Annotated in this window: 16 protein-coding genes and 1 other RNA gene; 5 read left to right on the top strand and 12 right to left on the bottom strand. The window is 60.8% G+C overall.

Translation table 11 applies throughout. The features are described 5' to 3' along the window. Window positions 1-63 precede the first annotated feature (63 nt). The 12 genes from lapB to gyrA form a co-directional block, all read right to left on the bottom strand. Entirely contained in the window at window positions 64-1,239 is a 1,176-nt protein-coding gene (gene lapB / locus K0F85_RS18740) for a lipopolysaccharide assembly protein LapB (RefSeq protein WP_100875966.1), read from the bottom strand. 46 nt (window positions 1,240-1,285) lie between these two features. Then, entirely contained in the window at window positions 1,286-1,588 is a 303-nt protein-coding gene (locus K0F85_RS18735) for a lipopolysaccharide assembly LapA domain-containing protein (RefSeq protein ID WP_219117469.1), read from the bottom strand. A 240-nt stretch (window positions 1,589-1,828) separates the two neighbouring features. Further along, a complete protein-coding gene (locus K0F85_RS18730) occupies window positions 1,829-2,134 on the bottom strand; it encodes an integration host factor subunit beta (protein WP_008446215.1) in 306 nt (101 codons plus the stop codon). A 17-nt stretch (window positions 2,135-2,151) separates the two neighbouring features. Continuing rightward, window positions 2,152-3,864, bottom strand: a complete 1,713-nt coding sequence (gene rpsA, locus K0F85_RS18725; RefSeq protein ID WP_071650172.1) for a 30S ribosomal protein S1 — start codon at window positions 3,862-3,864, stop codon at window positions 2,152-2,154. A 119-nt stretch (window positions 3,865-3,983) separates the two neighbouring features. Further along, window positions 3,984-4,652 carry a (d)CMP kinase gene (gene cmk, locus K0F85_RS18720; protein ID WP_219117468.1) on the bottom strand — a complete coding sequence of 223 codons (669 nt, stop codon included), beginning with the start codon at window positions 4,650-4,652 and terminating at the stop codon, window positions 3,984-3,986. 16 nt (window positions 4,653-4,668) lie between these two features. Continuing rightward, a complete protein-coding gene (aroA, locus tag K0F85_RS18715) occupies window positions 4,669-6,024 on the bottom strand; it encodes a 3-phosphoshikimate 1-carboxyvinyltransferase (RefSeq protein WP_219117467.1) in 1,356 nt (451 codons plus the stop codon). Between the two features lie 18 nt (window positions 6,025-6,042). After that, window positions 6,043-6,951, bottom strand: a complete 909-nt coding sequence (locus K0F85_RS18710) for a prephenate dehydrogenase/arogenate dehydrogenase family protein (protein WP_219117466.1) — start codon at window positions 6,949-6,951, stop codon at window positions 6,043-6,045. Between the two features lie 4 nt (window positions 6,952-6,955). Then, entirely contained in the window at window positions 6,956-8,062 is a 1,107-nt protein-coding gene (gene hisC, locus K0F85_RS18705) for a histidinol-phosphate transaminase (RefSeq protein WP_219117465.1), read from the bottom strand. A gap of 43 nt (window positions 8,063-8,105) precedes the next feature. Then, window positions 8,106-9,176, bottom strand: coding sequence for a prephenate dehydratase (gene pheA / locus K0F85_RS18700; RefSeq protein ID WP_219117464.1), 1,071 nt, complete (start codon window positions 9,174-9,176; stop codon window positions 8,106-8,108). 82 nt (window positions 9,177-9,258) lie between these two features. Then, window positions 9,259-10,350 carry a 3-phosphoserine/phosphohydroxythreonine transaminase gene (gene serC / locus K0F85_RS18695; RefSeq protein ID WP_219117463.1) on the bottom strand — a complete coding sequence of 364 codons (1,092 nt, stop codon included), beginning with the start codon at window positions 10,348-10,350 and terminating at the stop codon, window positions 9,259-9,261. A 24-nt stretch (window positions 10,351-10,374) separates the two neighbouring features. Next, window positions 10,375-10,959, bottom strand: a complete 585-nt coding sequence (locus K0F85_RS18690) for a DUF2059 domain-containing protein (protein WP_219117462.1) — start codon at window positions 10,957-10,959, stop codon at window positions 10,375-10,377. A 110-nt stretch (window positions 10,960-11,069) separates the two neighbouring features. Continuing rightward, window positions 11,070-13,745: a DNA gyrase subunit A gene (gene gyrA / locus K0F85_RS18685; protein WP_219117461.1), complete on the bottom strand. Its 2,676-nt coding sequence runs from the start codon at window positions 13,743-13,745 to the stop codon at window positions 11,070-11,072. Between the two features lie 264 nt (window positions 13,746-14,009). Here gyrA and K0F85_RS18680 point away from each other — a divergent pair, with 264 nt between their 5' ends. The 5 genes from K0F85_RS18680 to ssrA all read left to right on the top strand — a co-directional run bounded on the left by K0F85_RS18680 (window position 14,010) and on the right by ssrA (window position 17,152). Next, complete coding sequence (locus K0F85_RS18680; protein WP_219117460.1) at window positions 14,010-14,237, top strand: hypothetical protein; 228 nt, start codon at window positions 14,010-14,012, stop codon at window positions 14,235-14,237. Window positions 14,238-14,401: 164 nt separating this feature from the next. Further along, the gene (gene ompA / locus K0F85_RS18675; protein ID WP_035825645.1) at window positions 14,402-15,112 is read left to right on the top strand and encodes an outer membrane protein OmpA; all 711 of its coding nucleotides are present in this window, start codon (window positions 14,402-14,404) and stop codon (window positions 15,110-15,112) included. Window positions 15,113-15,239: 127 nt separating this feature from the next. Next, complete coding sequence (gene ubiG / locus K0F85_RS18670) at window positions 15,240-15,935, top strand: bifunctional 2-polyprenyl-6-hydroxyphenol methylase/3-demethylubiquinol 3-O-methyltransferase UbiG (protein WP_219117459.1); 696 nt, start codon at window positions 15,240-15,242, stop codon at window positions 15,933-15,935. Window positions 15,936-16,003: 68 nt separating this feature from the next. Further along, entirely contained in the window at window positions 16,004-16,708 is a 705-nt protein-coding gene (locus tag K0F85_RS18665) for an HAD family hydrolase (protein ID WP_219117458.1), read from the top strand. Window positions 16,709-16,791: 83 nt separating this feature from the next. After that, window positions 16,792-17,152: a transfer-messenger RNA gene (gene ssrA, locus K0F85_RS18660) on the top strand. Window positions 17,153-17,184 lie beyond the last annotated feature (32 nt).

Raw genomic sequence — 17,184 nt, 5'->3', positions numbered from 1 at the left:
ATTGCAGGTACTACATACAAGTACACGCCACATTGCGCGGGGCAAGGTGGCGTGTACGATTGATCAGTTCATGACATTCAATTCTTCCGTGCGGCGTGGCGGATACGTTTCCCACTTGTTGCAGCCCGGGCAGTGCCAATAGAACTGGCGTGCCTTGAAGCCGCAGTGGCTGCACTGGTAGCGGGCCAGCTTTTGCGTATAGCCGTGCACGAGGTTTTTCACCATCGACAGCTCCGACCAGATGGCGGCCGGCGCATCCATCATGCGCGCTTCCAGCAGTTTATCCAGGCCCAGCAGGGTTGGCGTGCGGCGCAGCTCGGCGCTGACCAGCTGCTTCGCCGCTTCCACGCCGTCGAGCTCGATGACGGCCTTGAAGACGACTTCGATCAAGTCGATCGACGACGCCTCTTCCAGGTAGGAACGCAGCAGGTTGACGCCTTCCTGCGCGCGGCCCACCTTGGTGTAGCCATCCATCAGGCGCTGCGCCACCAGGGCCACGTGCGGCACGCTTTGCTGTTCCACGCGACGCCAGGTGGTCAAGGCGCCTTCCACGTCGCCGCGCGCCAGCAGCACGTCGCCCGTCAGGATGGTGGCGCGCACGCTCTTGCGGTCCGTCTGCAAGGCTTTTTCCAGCAGCGGCATGGCGTCGTCCGGCTTCATGTGCACCAGCGCGTCATGCGCCAGCTCGCAATAGAACTGGGCGATTTCCTTCTGGCGCGCACCGGCGCCCGATTCCTGCAAGCCCACGGCCGCTTCGATGGCGCGTGGCCATTCCTTTTCGCGCTGGTAGATTTCCAGCAGCGCGCGCCGCGCCTGGGCCGCATATTGCGTGTCGATCAGGCTATTGAAGGTTTCTTCGGCGCGGTCCAGCAAGCCCGCCTTCAGGTAATCCATCCCGAGCTCGTAGGCGGCATGGCCCTGCTGTTCCAGCGGCAAGTCAGGGCGCGCCAGCAAATTCTGGTGCACGCGGATGGCGCGCTCCGTTTCGCCGCGGCGGCGGAACAGGTTGCCCAGTGCAAAGTGCATATCGGCCGATTCCGGGTCCAGCTTGACGACTTCGATGAAGGCATCGATGGCCTTGTCATGCTGCTCATTGAGCAGGAAGTTCAAGCCCTTGAAGTAATTGCGCGGCAGACTGCGCGATTCGGATACCAGTTGATGTATGTCCACACGCGCGGCAATCCAGCCCAGCGCGAAAAACACCGGGATACCCAAGAGCCACCAGAGTTCAAAATCCATGCGATTGTTTTTATTCGAGTAAGAGAGATAGGAGCGACAACGCCGCTTACTGCGCGCTCACGCTGTCCGGTTGCGGCTGGACATTGCTGCTCACGCCAACGGTCTGCAGCGCGGCAATAGTGGTCTTTTGCTTGCTCGCTTCGCGGCGGTGACGGAACACGGTCGGCGTCAGGGCCAGGACGCCGAGGCTGGCGCCGGCGACAAAAAATCCCAGCAGCATCAGGACCAGAGGGCCGCGAATTTCATAATTGAGGAAAACATGCAGGTCGACAACCTGCGCATTCTTCAGCGCAAAACTGAAGAACAGGACGAAAAGAACACAGCCAACGATGGTGGAGATGATTTTCATCGATAGGTCCAGAGAGAACAAAAAATGCCAGTGCCAACATGACACAAACGTAGAGCGCTGATAAAACCGTAGCGAGCGGCAGTGATTTGTGGCCGAGAAGCGCAACCGTACTGAAGTACGGTGAGCATCGCAGGCCGCAAAGCGCGACGCGCAGTAGGTTTGGTCAGTGCTCTACAGCATATTAACAAAAAAAAGCGGCATCCAAGGACGCCGCTTTCTATGTCGCCTTCCAGCAGACGATTAATCCTCGATGATCGGTTGCCCGACCATCGCGTCCACCCGCTCGCGCAACTGTTTGCCCGGTTTGAAATGAGGTACCCGTTTTTCGGGCACCATCACCTTGTCGCCGGATTTCGGGTTGCGGCCGATGCGCGGGGGCCTGCTGTTCAGGGCAAAACTGCCAAAACCGCGGATCTCGATACGCTGACCCGTCGCCAGGGCGTTGGTCATCGCATCGAGAATGGTCTTGACGGCATACTCCGCATCTTTCGCCACCAGCTGAGAATAACGCTCAGCGAGGCGGTTGATCAGCTCGGACTTTGTCATCTGCCGTATCCGCAGTCTTAGTTCTTGTTATCGAACTTAGCTTTCAACAAGGCGCCCAGGCTGGTGGTGCCCGAAGCTGCGTTGTTGTCGGTAGCTGCCATCTTCTGCATGGCTTCCTGGGTTTCAACGTTGTCTTTCGCTTTGATCGACAGTTGGATACCACGGGCTTTGCGGTCGATGTTCAACACCATTGCTTCGACGGTATCGCCGACTTTCAGGTGCGTACCAGCATCTTCAACGCGGTCGCGCGAGATTTCGGAAGCGCGCAGGTAGCCTTCGACTTCTTCGGACAGTTGGATCACGGCGCCTTTAGGCTCAACCGATTTAACGGTGCCGGTTACCAGCGAGCCTTTGTCGTTCATGGCTGCGAAGTTGTTGAATGGGTCACCTTCCAGTTGCTTGACGCCCAGGGAAACGCGCTCGCGCTCAACGTCGATGGCCAGAACGATGGCTTCCAGTTCGTCACCTTTCTTGAAGCGACGCACGGCTTCTTCGCCGGTTTCGGTCCAGGACAGGTCGGACAGGTGCACCAGACCGTCGATGTTGCCGGCCAGGCCGATGAACACGCCGAAGTCGGTGATCGATTTGATCGCGCCGCGGACTTTATCGCCCTTCTTGTGGGTCACGCCAAAGTCATCCCAAGGGTTGGCTTTGCACTGTTTCATACCCAGCGAGATACGACGACGCTCTTCGTCGATTTCCAGAACCATCACTTCTACTTCGTCGCCCAGTTGGACAACTTTGTTAGGAGCAACGTTTTTGTTCGTCCAGTCCATTTCGGAAACGTGTACCAGACCTTCGATACCCTGTTCCACTTCAACGAATGCGCCGTAGTCGGTCAGGTTCGTTACTTTACCGAACAGACGGGTGCTTTGTGGGTAACGACGGGACAGACCGGTCCAAGGATCGTCGCCCAGTTGTTTCACGCCCAGCGAAACACGGTTTTTCTCTTGATCGTATTTCAGGACTTTGGCGGTGATTTCCTGGCCAACCGTCAGAACTTCCGACGGGTGACGTACACGGCGCCATGCCAGGTCGGTGATGTGCAGCAAGCCATCGATACCGCCCAGATCCACGAACGCGCCGTAGTCGGTGATATTTTTGACGACGCCGGTCACGACCGTGCCTTCTTTCAGCGTTTCCATCAGTTTCTGACGCTCTTCGCCCATCGAAGCTTCGATGACGGCGCGGCGGGACAGAACCACGTTGTTACGCTTGCGATCCAGCTTGATCACTTTGAATTCGAGGGTTTTGCCTTCGAATGGGGTGGTGTCTTTGACAGGACGGGTATCAACCAGCGAGCCCGGCAGGAATGCGCGGATGCCGTTGGTCAACACGGTCAGACCGCCTTTGACTTTACCATTGACGGTACCGACGACGATTTCGCCCGATTCCATCGCTTTTTCCAGAGCCAGCCACGAAGCCAGACGCTTGGCTTTATCGCGCGACAGGATGGTATCGCCGAAACCGTTTTCCAGCGATTCGATCGCCACGGAAACGAAGTCACCAACTTTGACTTCCAGTTCGCCGTGGTCGTTCTTGAATTCTTCGACAGGGATGAATGCTTCGGATTTGAGGCCAGCGTTCACGATCACGAAATTGTGGTCGAGGCGCACGACTTCAGCGGAAATAACTTCGCCGGAGCGCATATCTTGACGCGACAACGATTCCTCGAAGAGCGCAGCAAAACTTTCCATACCGGTAGATTCGTTAGTTGTAACAGTAGACATAGGGTTCACACAGGTTATCCAGCAGAGATCGCACGATGCGACTTAAACTGGGTTAGGTTTTTGACACACCCGGACAGGCCAGGAGCCGTCAACGGGCACCACATAGCATAGAAATCACACTATTTCGCAACGGAGGCATACCATTTCAACACGGTTTCAACGGCAACATCTGCCGTCATTGCCGACGTATCGAGGACATGCGCCCCTTCCGCAGGGACCAGCGGCGCAATCGCACGGTGAGTATCACGTTCGTCCCGCGCCTGCAAATCCATCAGAAGGTCTTCCATATTAGCAGAAAAACCCTTGTCTATCAATTGCTTGTAGCGCCGTTGTGCGCGCGCCTCGACGCTGGCGGTGAGGAATACCTTCAATTGGGCATGCGGGAAGATCACCGTGCCCATGTCGCGCCCGTCGGCCACCAGGCCCGGCGTCTTGCGAAAGCCCAGCTGCAAACTCACCAGGGCATGGCGCACCGTTGGCAACACGGCGATTTTTGACGCCGTATTGCCCACTTCTTCGGCACGGATCTGCTCGGTGACATTTTCCTGTGCCAGCAGTATCTCGCCGCCCGCAAAATGGCAGGGCAAGTGCTCGGCCAGCTTGGCCAGCGCATGCTCATCGCGCAAGTCGGTGCCGCGGCGCAGCGCGCTCAGGGCCGTCAGCCGGTACAGCGCGCCCGAGTCCAGGTAATGAAAGCCGAGCTTGTCGGCCACGCGGTGCGCCACCGTGCCCTTGCCGGAAGCGGTGGGGCCGTCGATGGCGATGACGGGAATGTTAAAAGTCGACATAGTATTAAACAATCAATTAAATCAAGGTGTCTTTGGCTATCCCCGCAAACGCGGCGAAATACTCGGGGAAGGTCTTGGCCACGCATTTCGGGTCGTTGATGCGCATGGCGTTGCCACGCCGCGCCGCGCCATCGAGCGAGGCCAGCGAAAAGCACATGGCCATGCGATGGTCGTCATAGGTGTCGATGGTGGCGGCGGCAATGTGGGCCGGCGGCGTCACGCGCAGGAAGTCAACGCCCTCTTCCACTGCGGCGCCCAGCTTGCGCAATTCCGTTGCCATGGCGGTCAGGCGGTCCGTTTCCTTCACCCTCCAGCTGGCGATATTGCGCAAGGTGCTGGTGCCGTCCGCGTACAGGGCGGCCACGGCGATGGTCATGGCCGCGTCGGGAATGTGGTTGAAATCCATGTCGACGGCTTTCAGCACGCCGTTCGAGCGCGCCTCGATCCAGTTCTCGCCCATGGTGATGGTCGCGCCCATCTGCTGCAGGGCTTCGACGAAACGCACGTCGCCCTGGATGCTGTCGCGCCCCACGCCTTCGACGCGCACAGGGCCGCCACCGATGGCGCCGGCCGCCAGGAAATACGAGGCCGACGAGGCGTCGCCTTCGACGTGGATGGTGCCCGGGCTTTGATATTGCTGGCCCGGCTGCACGGTGAACGACTGCCAGCCGTCATGCTCGACCGTCACGCCGAAACGGCGCATCAGGTTCAGCGTGATCTCGATGTAGGGCTTCGAGATCAGCTCGCCCGTTACTTCGATGGTCACCGCATGCTCGCGCGCCATCAATGGCGCCACCATCAGGAGGGCCGTCAGGAACTGGCTCGACACGTTGCCGCGCACGGCGATGCGCTGCGCGTGGATGTGGCCGCGGCGGATGCGCAGCGGCGGGAAGCCCTGCTCGCCCGTGTAGTCGATCTGCGTGCCGACCGCGTTCAGCGCGTCGACCAGGTCGCCGATGGGACGCTCGTGCATGCGCGACACGCCATGCAGGGTGTAGTCGCCGCCGATCACGGCCAGCGCCGCCGTCAGCGGGCGTATCGCCGTGCCGGCATTCCCCATGAACAGGTCCGCCTCGTGGTGCGGGAAGACGCCGCCGCAGCCTTCCACGTGGTGTACCTGGTGTGCCGTGGCCGGGTCGCCCGTCAATTCATCCTGCGTCCATTTCACGCCCAGCGAGGTCAAGGCCGTGAGCATGACAAAGGTGTCGTCGGAAGCGAGCAAGTCGATGATTTTCGTCGTGCCCTTGGCCAGCGCGGCCAGCAGCAGCACGCGGTTGGAAATGCTTTTCGAACCGGGCAGGCGCACCGTGCCTTCGGCGTGCATCACCGGTTCCAAATCGATATGATGGGGGTAGTGCTTGGTCTGGGTCATGCTGGAATCCTTGAGTATTTATAGTGCGGGCGCGGCTGGTATTTCCGCCGTTTCAATCGCCTCGATCCATTGCTGGCGCGCGTGTTGGGCGTTCGCATACACGCCCTCGATGGCGGCGCCGTCGTTGGCGGCCAGGTGGGCGCGCAAAGTCGTCAACTGCGCCAGGTAGGCGTCCAGTTCGTGCAGCAGCGCCGGCTGGTTGGCCAGGCTGATGTCGCGCCACATTTCCGGCGATGAGCCGGCGATGCGCGTAAAGTCGCGAAAGCCGCTGGCCGCATATTGAAACAGCCGGCCAGCGTGTGGTTTGTTGGCAATGTCGTCGACCAGCGCAAAGGCCAGCAGATGCGGCAGATGGCTGACGGCGGCAAACACCTGGTCATGTTCTTCGGGCGTCAATGTATGCACGATGGCGCCGCAGGCGCGCCACGCGGCCGCCACCCGTTCGACGTCAAGCGCGCCATTTTCCGCCAGCGGCGTGAGCACCACTTTCTTGCCTTGATACAGATCGATGATGGCCGCATCGGGGCCATTCGTCTCGCGTCCCGCGATCGGGTGGCCGGGGACGAATTGCCCCACCTTGCCGCCGAGCGCCGCGCGCGCGGCCGCCACCACGTCGCCCTTCGTGCTGCCAGCATCGGTGACGATGGTGCCCGCTTGCAGGTGCGGCGCGACGGACGCCAGGATGGCGCCCGTCTGCGCCACGGGCGCGGCCAGCAGCACCAGGTCGGCGCCAGCCATCGCACTGGCCATGTCGCCGCCGATCTCGTCGATGATGCCCAGTTCGAGCGCGCGCGCCAGCGAGGCCGATGAACGGCCCATGCCGACCACCGTGCCCACCGCACCTGCGTGTTTCAGAGCGCGCGCGAACGAGCCGCCGATCAGGCCTACGCCAAAGATAACTACCTTGTTCAGTGCAGGCGTCGTCATATCGTCAGGCCAGCGCTTTCGTCAGCGCGGCGATGAAGACGGCATTTTCCTGCGGCAGGCCGATGGAAATGCGCAACCATTGCGGCAAGCCGTAGCTGCCCACAGGGCGCACGATCACGCCCTGTTGCAGCAGCGCCAGGTTAACGCGCGCGCCCGCTTCATCATCGTCGCCCACTTTGACCAGCACGAAATTGCCGTGCGACGGCACGAATTCCAGGCCAAGCTGCGTGAACGCTTGCGTGAACTGCTGGTAACCGGCCGCGTTGTTGCGCGCGCTTTGCTCGAGGAAGGCCTTGTCGTTCAGGGCGGCAATGGCGGCCGCCTGCGCCAGCGAATTGACGTTGAATGGCTGGCGGATGCGGTTCATCAGGTCTGTCAGCGCCGGCTGGGCGATGGCGAAGCCGATGCGCAGGCCGGCCAGGCCATAGGCCTTCGACAAGGTGCGCGAGACCACCAGGTTCGGATACTGGCGCACCCACGCCGTCGACTCGTACTGGTCGTCGGCCGAGAGGAATTCGTTGTAGGCTTCATCCAGCACCACTACCACGTGCTGCGGCACTTTCTGCAGGAACGCTTCGAGCTGCGCGGCCGACAGGAAAGTGCCGGTCGGGTTGTTCGGGTTGGCGATGAAGATCAAGCGCGTGTCGTCGGCGATCGCCGCCGCCATGGCGTCGAGGTCATGGCCGTACGCTTGCGCCGGCACGACGAGGTGGCGCGCGCCCAGGCCTTGCGTGGCCAGCGCGTACACGGCGAACGAGTACTGCGAGTACACCACGGATTGGCCATGCTGTACAAATGCATGCGCGGCGATTTCCAGGATGTCATTGCTGCCATTGCCCAGGGTGATCCAGTCGGCCGGCACGTCATAGCGCTTGGACAGCACGGCTTTCAAGTCAAAGCCGTTGGCGTCCGGGTAGCGGCCCAGGTCGTCGATGGCGGCGATCATCGCCTGCTTGGCCGATGCCGGCATGCCGTACGGGTTTTCATTCGACGCCAGCTTGACGATGGCTGCCTCGTCGAGGCCGAATTCGCGCGCGACTTCCGCGATCGGTTTGCCGCTCTGATAAGGGGCGATGGCGCGGACGTATTCTGGACCGATATTTTTAGACATGGTGCTCTTTACAAAGTGGGTAATTGTTGGAATAGCGACAACTTCACAGGCTGACCGGATACGACCCCAGTACCTTGAAAAACGCCGCATTGCTCTGCAACTCGGCCAGCGCCTGGGCGACGGCTGCATCATGCACGTGGCCCTCCACGTCGACATAGAAATAATACTCCCAGCTGCCCATGCGCGCCGGGCGCGACTCGAAGCGCGTCATCGACACGCCGTGTTTCGCCAGGGGCGCCAGCAACTGGTACACGGCGCCCGCCTTGTTCGGCACGGCCAGCACCAGCGAAGTCTGGTCCTTGCCCGACGGCGCCGTCTGCAAGGTGCCCACGATGGCAAAGCGCGTGCGGTTGTGCGGGTCGTCCTGGATATGGCCCTTGACCACGCCCAGTTTGTACTGCGCGCCCGCCAGTTCGCTGGCAATCGCCGCCACTGTGCCATCTGCGCCGGCCATGCGGGCAGCTTCGGCGTTCGAGGCCACGGCGTGGCGGGCGATGTGCGGGTAGTTGTGGTTCAGCCACACCTGGCACTGCGCCAGCGCCTGCGAATGGGCGCAGATGGAGGTGACGCCATCCATGTTGCCACTCTTCGTCATCAGGCTGTGGTGCACGGCAATCGATACCTCGCCGCTGATGATGAGGCTCGTCTGCAGCATCATGTCCAGGGTGCGGTTGACGGCGCCTTCCGAGGAATTCTCGATCGGCACCACGCCGAAGTCCGCCGTTCCCGCTTCGGCGGAACGGAACACTTCATCGATGGACGCGCACGGCAAGCCTTCGACGGCGCTGCCGAACTGCTGATACACGGCCTGTTCGCTGAAGGTGCCGGCGGGGCCAAGGTAGGCCACGGTGACGCGCTTTTCCAGCGAGCGGCAGGAAGACATGATTTCGCGGAAGATGGTCTGCACTTCGCGGTCACCCATGGGGCCGGGATTGCGCTCGGCCACGCCGCGCAGCACCTGCGCCTCGCGCTCGGGGCGGAACACGGGCGCCTGCGTCTCGGCCTTCACGTGGCCCACTTGCTGGGCGATTTGCGCGCGGCGGTTCAGCAGCTCGAGGATTTGCGCGTCGATCGCGTCGATCTGCTCGCGCAGCGGTTTCAATTTATCGGTCATGGTTGTTTGTTTCGTCAGCTGTACTTCAATCATGGCCGCGCGGCCTGCGCCGGCGGCGGGCCGGCGCGGTCGTCTATGCGACTCAGCGTCCGGCAAACTCGTTCAAATAGTTGACCAGGGCTTGCACGCCCTCGATCGGCATCGCGTTATAAATCGATGCACGCATGCCCCCGACGGACTTGTGGCCCTTCAGTTGCAGCAGGCCGCGCTGCTTGGCGCCGGCCAGGAATGCGTCGTTCAGACTTTCGTCGCGCAGATAGAACGGGATGGTCATGCGCGAGCGGTATGCGGGGTCGACCCGGTTCTGGTAGAAGTCGTCCGCATCGAGCGCCGCATACAGCAGCGCCGCTTTCTCAATATTACGCTGTTCCATGGCTGCCACGCCACCTTGGCGTTTGAGCCACTGGAAAACTAGGCCGGCGATATAGATGCCGTAGGTGGGCGGCGTGTTGTACATCGACTCGTGTTCGGCCACGATGCTCCAGTCAAAAGCCGATGGGCAGATCGGCAAGGCCTTGCCCAGCAAGTCTTCGCGCACGATGACCAGGGTCAGGCCGGCCGGGCCGATATTTTTCTGCGCGCCGCCGAAGATGACGCCGTATTGCGACACGTCGATCACGCGCGACAAAATGTGCGAGGACATGTCGGCCACGATGGTGGTCCCTGCTGGCACGTTCGGCGCCTGCTGGAATTCCACGCCGTCGATGGTTTCATTGGTGCACAGGTGCAGGTAGGCGGCTCCCGGCGTCAGCTTCCATTCGGAAGCTGGCGGCACGCCCGTGAAATGGGCGGCCTTGGATGACGCGGCCACGTTGACCTTGGCATACTTGGCCGCTTCCTGGATCGACTTGCCCGACCACGAGCCCGTGTGCACGAAATCGATGGTGGCCGGCTGCTGCGCGGCCAGGCCCACCAGGTTCATCGGGATGATGGCGTTCTCGCCCAGGCCACCGCCCTGCAGGAACAGAATCCTGTAGTTGTCAGGCACGGCCAGCAGCTCGCGCAGGTCGGCCACCGCCTGCTTGTAGATGGAAATGAATTCGGGACCACGGTGGCTCATTTCCATCACCGACATGCCGCTGCCATGCCAGTCCTGCATTTCAAAGGCCGCCTGTGCCAGCACTTCCTTGGGCAGGACGGCAGGGCCGGCGGAGAAATTGTAGATATGGGTCACGATACGGTCCTTAGTCAGATGGAATTATTGGGGCGACTTCGTGGCCGCCCGCATGACCTGGTCGAGCACGGCATTCACGCGGGGAGTCAGCACGCGCTGGCTGATGGCCATCGATTCGGCAGACAGTTGCGGCATGGTGGCCAGCATCTTGCGTCCGAGAGGCGTCTGGTAGAAGGTCGTCAGCTGCTGGACTTCCTGCACCGTGTAAAAGCGCGCATACAGGGGCACCATTTCGGCGGCCAGCTCGTCGATCAGCGTCGGGTCGGCCAGCACCTGCGTCAGGGTCGCGATGGCGAAGGGGATTTCCTCTTCGGCGCTGGCCAGCGCGCGCGCCTTGCGCTGCTCGTCCAGCTTGGGGTTGCTGATGATTTGCTGCTGCGCCGACTGGCGGATCATGGCGGGCACCGTCTGCAGCATCTGGTCGAAGATACTGCGCGTCAGTTGCGGGAACTGCATCGCGTCGAGCATGCGCCGCACGGCCACCGTCATGGCGGGGCTGGGCGCGGCCTGGCGCGCGGGCGTGGCTTGCGTACTCTGGGCCAGGGCCGGCAGGGTCGCAAGAAAGGCCAGCGAAAACGCGGCGAAGAAGGTGGCGACGATTTTTCTCATGGCATGCGGGACTTTACAAAAGCGGGGGGAACTACCTGAGGGTAGACAAAGCTGGCGCCGCAAGTGGCACGCCAATAGCAATTGGGGCTCCCGAAAGAGCCCCAATCATCTTACTCCGGCTGGGCCGGATCGGCTGGTTCAGCCGCTGCCGGCGCAGCCGCAGCATCCAGGCCGGCCTCCGTCGTCAGCTCGACTTCGTCGATATCAGTTTCCACTACGCGCTGCAGGCCGGACAGCTTGGTGCCGTCTTCCACGGCGATCAGGGTCACGCCCTGCGTGGCGCGGCCCATCTCGCGGATTTCCGACACGCGGGTGCGGATCAGGACGCCACCGGTGGTGATCAGCATGATTTCATCGCTGGTATCGACCAGGGTCGCGGCAACCACTTTACCGTTACGCTCGCTGGTCTGGATGGCGATCATGCCTTTCGTGCCACGGCCATGGCGCGTGTACTCGGTGATCGGCGTACGCTTGCCGTAACCGTTTTCCGTGGCCGTCAGCACCGACTGCTGCTCGTTCTCGGCCACCAGCAGGGCGATCACGTGCTGGCCTTCTTCCAGATTCATGCCGCGCACGCCGCGCGCCGTGCGGCCCATCGGACGCACATCGTTTTCGTCGAAGCGCACTGCCTTGCCCGAATCGGAGAACAGCATCACGTCGTGCTGGCCGTCGGTCAGCGCCGCGCCGATCAGGAAGTCGCCGTCGTCCAGGTCGACCGCGATGATGCCGGCCTTGCGTGGATTGCTGAAGTCCTTCAGCGGCGTCTTCTTGACGGTACCGAGGCTGGTCGACATGAACACGTAATGGTCTTCCGGGAACGTGCGGTTCTCGCCCGACAGCGGCAGGATCACGGTGATCTTTTCGTTGTCCTGCAGCGGGAACATGTTGACGATCGGCTTGCCGCGCGAGTTGCGCGAGCCTTGCGGCACTTCCCACACCTTCAGCCAGTACATGCGGCCACGATCCGAGAAGCACAGGATGTAGTCGTGCGTATTGGCGATGAACAGCTGGTCGATCCAGTCTTCCTCTTTGGTCGCCATGGCCTGCTTGCCGCGTCCGCCGCGCTTCTGCGCGCGGTATTCGGAAATCGGCTGCGCCTTCATGTAGCCAGTGTGCGACAGGGTCACGACCATGTCCTGCGGCGTGATCAGGTCTTCCGTCTCCAGGTCGGTCGCATTCAACTCGATCTGCGAGCGGCGCACATCCTTGTTGCCGGCGCCGTATTCGTTTTTCGCCGCCGTCATTTCATCGGTGATGATGACGGTGACGCGTTCCGGCTTGGCCAGGATGTCGAGCAAGTCGGCGATATGTTCCATCACGTCCTTGTACTCGTTGACGATCTTGTCCTGTTCCAGGCCGGTCAGGCGCTGCAGGCGCATCTGCAAGATTTCCTGCGCCTGGTCGTCCGACAGCTTGTACAGGCCATCCGTCTGCATGCCGTAGTGCTTGGGCAGGTTTTCCGGACGGTAGGCATCGATGCCGCCTGGCGTCGTGCCGTCACCCGTGCGGGCCAGCATTTCGCGCACGACAGACGAATCCCAGGCCTTGGCCATCAGCTCGACCTTGGCGATCGGCGGCGTCGGCGCGGCCTTGATGATGGCGATGAAGTCATCGATGTTGGCCAGCGCGACCGCCAGGCCTTCGAGCACGTGACCGCGTTCGCGCGCCTTGCGCAGTTCGAACACGGTGCGGCGCGTGACCACTTCGCGGCGGTGCGACAGGAAGCATTGCAGCATCTGCTTGAGGTTCAGCAGCTTCGGCTGGCCATCGACCAGGGCCACCATATTCATGCCGAAGGTGTCTTGCAACTGGGTCTGCTTGTACAGGTTGTTCAGCACCACTTCCGGCACTTCGCCCCGTTTCAGCTCGATCACCACGCGCATGCCCGACTTGTCGGATTCGTCGCGGATGTCGGAAATGCCGTCGAGCTTCTTGTCGCGCACGTTTTCGGCGATGCGTTCCAGCAAGGATTTCTTGTTGACCTGGAATGGCAGCTCGTCGACGATGATGGCGATGCGGCCGCCATCCTTGCCGTATTCTTCGAAGTGGGTCTTGGCGCGCATGACGACGCGGCCACGGCCCGTGCGGTAGCCGTCGCGCACGCCGGACACGCCATAGATGATGCCGGCCGTCGGGAAGTCCGGCGCCGGGATCAGTTCGATCAATTCATCGATCGTGCACTCGGGGTTGCGCAGCACGTGCAGCGCACCGTCGATGACTTCGGTGATGTTATGTGGCGGAATATTCGTCGCCATGCCGACCGCGATACCGGACGAGCCATTGATCAGCAGGTTAGGAATACGCGTCGGCAAGACCGTCGGTTCCTTTTCCTTGCCGTCGTAGTTGGGCTGGAAGTCGACGGTGTCCTTGTCGATATCGGCCAGCAGCTCGCTGGCGATCTTGTCCAGGCGGCACTCGGTGTAACGCATCGCCGCGGCGCCATCGCCGTCGACGGAACCGAAGTTGCCCTGGCCATCGACGAGCATGTAGCGCAGCGAAAAATCTTGCGCCATGCGCACCAGTGTGTCGTAGATCGAGGCATCGCCGTGGGGATGGTATTTACCCATGGTTTCGCCGACCACGCGGGCGCACTTGACGTAAGGGCGGTTCCACACGTTATTCATTTCATGCATCGCGAACAAGACGCGGCGGTGCACTGGCTTCAAGCCATCGCGCGCATCGGGCAAGGCGCGACCGACGATCACGCTCATGGCGTAATCGAGGTAGCTCTTGCGCATCTCTTCTTCGAGGGAAATAGGAATTGTTTCTTTTGCGAATTGATCCATTGGCGGTTCGACTGATCTCAGGCTGTGGTTAACTTATCTGTTACGCAATGTATGACGCAATACTGCATATCCTGGGTGGCTGTCGTCGTGGACGCCGCGCCGCGCGCTGCTGGCGCGGCCCGGCTTCCATGTCGCAGAGTGCCTGTACAAATCGGCGGGCTGGCGGCACAGCCAGAACGGGTACCGCAAGGGTAGCTCCTGGTCATACGTCGCCGCCGTGGGCATTTGCTCGACACTCTTAACAGTCAAGCGCACGATTTTAGCATGCGCGCCCAGCTACCTGTACAAATTGGCCATACCGACAAGACAGGCAGTTTGCACCGGCGGCGTGCAGCCAGCCCTCTCGATAATGCACAATGGCAATACCAGTTCAAGACACCTGCCCTAAAAAGTGGCAAAAAAAGCGATCAATTGTTACAGATGCGTTACAAATGGGCATTTTCGTTGCGCGAAAACAACGTACGATCTAAAATCGCGCAGGCTTTGATTTAACCACGGTCGTGTGCCACTGATGCGTGTGGCAAAATGACTGGGAAGTTAATTGCTAGTTTCGCAATCTGAAACGAGCGCATATGGTCTACATGATAAAATCTTGGCACGTAGCACCAGTAGCGCAGTGTTGTTCTGCGGATATCACCCCCCGAAAGGAAAAAAGAATGAATAAATTTGTAACGCTGTTTTTCGCTGCATCCGCAGTGATTGCTGGCTCGGCTTCGGCCCAAACCCCAACCTCCCCACCGTTCGCGCCAGTTACCACTGACATCAAAGCACCAAGCCCAAAAAGCGCTTACGTGCAAGATGCCCGCGGCGTGATCGTGCGTGACCCATTCGGTCTGTGCTGGCGTACCGGCTACTGGACACCTGCTGACGCGGTGCCAGGTTGCGACGTGCCACTGTGCGTAGAGCCAGAAACCCTGCAAGACGGCAAATGCGTAGCCCCACCAGCGCCAGTCGTACCTGCACCAGCACCAGCACCTGTCGTGCCAGTACCGGTCGTCGTTGCTCCAACCTCGGAAAAAGTCAGCTTCGCCGCTGATGCATTCTTCGATTTCGACAAAGCTACGCTGAAGCCAGAAGGCAAAGCCAAGCTGGACGAACTGTCCGCACAACTGGGCGGCATCAACCTGGAAGTCATCATCGCTGTGGGTCACACCGACTCCGTCGGCACCGATGCTTACAACCAAAAACTGTCGGTACGTCGTGCTGATGCTGTCAAAGCCTACCTGGTCACCAAAGGCGTTGAAAGCAACCGCGTGTACACCGAAGGCAAAGGCGAGAAACAACCTGTTGCTGATAACAAAACTGCCGAAGGCCGTGCGAAAAACCGTCGCGTGGAAATCGAAGTTGTTGGTACCCGCAACAAGTAATAGCTGAAGCTCTGGACTTGCCCCAAGTCATCGCGCAAGTCAAGAACAGCATGAAAAACCCCGCCACGGCGGGGTTTTTTTTCGTCCGTGGCTGCCCGATTGTAAAATTGCCGCTATTATTCGACCTATGAACGCCGACCCTCTCGAAATCCAAAAATTCAGTGAGCTGGCCCACCGCTGGTGGGACCCCACTTCCGAGTTTCGTCCCCTGCACGAAATTAACCCCCTGCGCCTGGAATGGATCAACGCGAAAGTGCCGCTGGCCGGCAAGCGCGTGATCGACATCGGCTGCGGCGGCGGCATCCTGGCCGAATCGATGGCCCGCAAGGGTGCCGACGTGACGGGCATCGACCTGTCCGAAAAGGCCTTGAAAGTTGCCGACCTGCACAGCCTGGAATCGGGCGCCAAGGTACGCTACAAACTGATCGCCGCCGAAGCCATGGCCGAAGAAGAGGCAGGCCAGTACGACGTCGTGACGTGCATGGAAATGCTCGAACACGTGCCGGACCCCGCCGCCATCGTCAAGGCTTGCGCCACCCTGGTGAAACCGGGCGGCCACCTCTTCCTGTCGACCCTGAACCGCAACCCGAAAGCGTATCTGTTCGCCATCCTGGGCGCCGAATACCTGCTGCGCCTGCTGCCGAAAGGCACGCACGACTATGACAAATTCATCACCCCGGCCGAACTGTCGCAGTACCTGCGCAGCGCTGGCCTGGACGTCAACAGCATGCGCGGCATGGGCTACAATCCGCTGACCAAAATTTACTCACTTAATAACGATACCAGCGTCAATTATCTGGTGGCCTGCACCCGGCCACTGTAACCATCACGCACAATACAAGGCGGCTGCGGCCGCCATTTTTCATTCCCTCTTGACACATTTCGCCCGCCATGATTACTGACCATCTGCCAGCCCCGCGCGCCATCCTGTTTGACCTCGACGGCACCCTGGCCGACACCGCGCCCGACCTGGCAGCGGCCATCAACCTGTTGCGCGCGCGCGCCGGCCTGGCGCCGACCCCGTATGACATCCTGCGCCCCACGGCCTCGGCAGGCGCGCGCGGCATGATAGGCGCGTCGTATGGCATAGGCCCTGGCGAAAGCGGCTACGAAGCCCTGAAAGACGGCTTCCTGAGCAATTACGCAGCAGCCCTGGCCTTGGAAAGCCGTCTATTTAACGGCATCCCTGCCCTGCTCGACGGCTTGCAAGCGCTGGGCCTGGCCTGGGGCGTGGTGACCAACAAGGCCGCCCGCTTCACCGACCCGCTGGTGGGCCAGATCGGCCTGGGCGCGGCCGGCTGCGTGATCTCGGGCGACACCATGGCGCACCCGAAACCGCACCCCGCCCCCCTGCTGGAAGCGGCGCGCCGCCTGGACCTGGCACCGCAAGACTGCTGGTACGTGGGCGACGACCTGCGCGACATCCAGGCCGGCCGCGCCGCCGGCATGCGCACGGTGGCCTGCGCCTGGGGCTACTGCGGCCCCACCGAACCGCTGCACTGGAACGCCGACCACCTGCTGGACACGCCGCAAGCGTTGCTGGAACTGGTCAGCGCGGTGGTGAAGGCGGCACAGGAGCGGCAACTGGCGGCATAAATCATCCTGTGCCGGACTTGTCGCACGTCGATACGAATGCATCATGCAAGAGTGGGCGGATTGCGCTACAATGAAGGTTCTGTGGGGACGACCTGGTTTCGACGTGGGTTGCAAAGCAGCGCAGGGCATACCGAGGGCGGGCTACCTCGTAAATACAACCTGAAAAAACTTAACTGCAAACGATAACTCGTACGCACTGGCAGCTTAATCGCTGTTAGCTCTAGAACACCTCGTCCCTGGGGTGGGCCGTCAAAAGCTCTAGAGTCATTTACAGGGACTCGTCGTATGCTGGGTTACTTAGCGTCCGACTAAATAATAGGTAACTCGCTTGCCCATAACGTGCACATCCGTGCTGGCTGAGTTAAATTAAATGATAGTGCTAAGTATGTAGAACTGTCTGTAGAGTGCTTGCGGACGCGGGTTCGATTCCCGCCGTCTCCACCACCGAATTGTTTAGAATCAAGTAGTTAGCAAGA

Source organism: Janthinobacterium sp. UMAB-56, assembly GCF_900095265.1.
Classification (GTDB): domain Bacteria; phylum Pseudomonadota; class Gammaproteobacteria; order Burkholderiales; family Burkholderiaceae_D; genus Janthinobacterium.
Note: the sequence above shows the minus strand (reverse complement) of the source record. Positions and strands in the feature narration are given on the sequence as shown.

What these genes read in the sequence shown, in the direction of transcription:
- pheA (WP_219117464.1), bottom strand. Translation starts at nt 9,176, where the DNA reads ATGACCGATAAATTGAAACCGCTGCGCGAGCAGATCGACGCGATCGAC.
- rpsA (WP_071650172.1), bottom strand. Translation starts at nt 3,864, where the DNA reads ATGTCTACTGTTACAACTAACGAATCTACCGGTATGGAAAGTTTTGCT.
- K0F85_RS18735 (WP_219117469.1), bottom strand. Translation starts at nt 1,588, where the DNA reads ATGAAAATCATCTCCACCATCGTTGGCTGTGTTCTTTTCGTCCTGTTC.
- lapB (WP_100875966.1), bottom strand. Translation starts at nt 1,239, where the DNA reads ATGGATTTTGAACTCTGGTGGCTCTTGGGTATCCCGGTGTTTTTCGCG.
- K0F85_RS18690 (WP_219117462.1), bottom strand. Translation starts at nt 10,959, where the DNA reads ATGAGAAAAATCGTCGCCACCTTCTTCGCCGCGTTTTCGCTGGCCTTT.
- K0F85_RS18680 (WP_219117460.1), top strand. Translation starts at nt 14,010, where the DNA reads ATGCGCGCCCAGCTACCTGTACAAATTGGCCATACCGACAAGACAGGC.
- aroA (WP_219117467.1), bottom strand. Translation starts at nt 6,024, where the DNA reads ATGACCCAGACCAAGCACTACCCCCATCATATCGATTTGGAACCGGTG.
- K0F85_RS18730 (WP_008446215.1), bottom strand. Translation starts at nt 2,134, where the DNA reads ATGACAAAGTCCGAGCTGATCAACCGCCTCGCTGAGCGTTATTCTCAG.
- hisC (WP_219117465.1), bottom strand. Translation starts at nt 8,062, where the DNA reads ATGTCTAAAAATATCGGTCCAGAATACGTCCGCGCCATCGCCCCTTAT.
- ubiG (WP_219117459.1), top strand. Translation starts at nt 15,240, where the DNA reads ATGAACGCCGACCCTCTCGAAATCCAAAAATTCAGTGAGCTGGCCCAC.
- gyrA (WP_219117461.1), bottom strand. Translation starts at nt 13,745, where the DNA reads ATGGATCAATTCGCAAAAGAAACAATTCCTATTTCCCTCGAAGAAGAG.
- K0F85_RS18665 (WP_219117458.1), top strand. Translation starts at nt 16,004, where the DNA reads ATGATTACTGACCATCTGCCAGCCCCGCGCGCCATCCTGTTTGACCTC.
- ompA (WP_035825645.1), top strand. Translation starts at nt 14,402, where the DNA reads ATGAATAAATTTGTAACGCTGTTTTTCGCTGCATCCGCAGTGATTGCT.
- K0F85_RS18710 (WP_219117466.1), bottom strand. Translation starts at nt 6,951, where the DNA reads ATGACGACGCCTGCACTGAACAAGGTAGTTATCTTTGGCGTAGGCCTG.
- cmk (WP_219117468.1), bottom strand. Translation starts at nt 4,652, where the DNA reads ATGTCGACTTTTAACATTCCCGTCATCGCCATCGACGGCCCCACCGCT.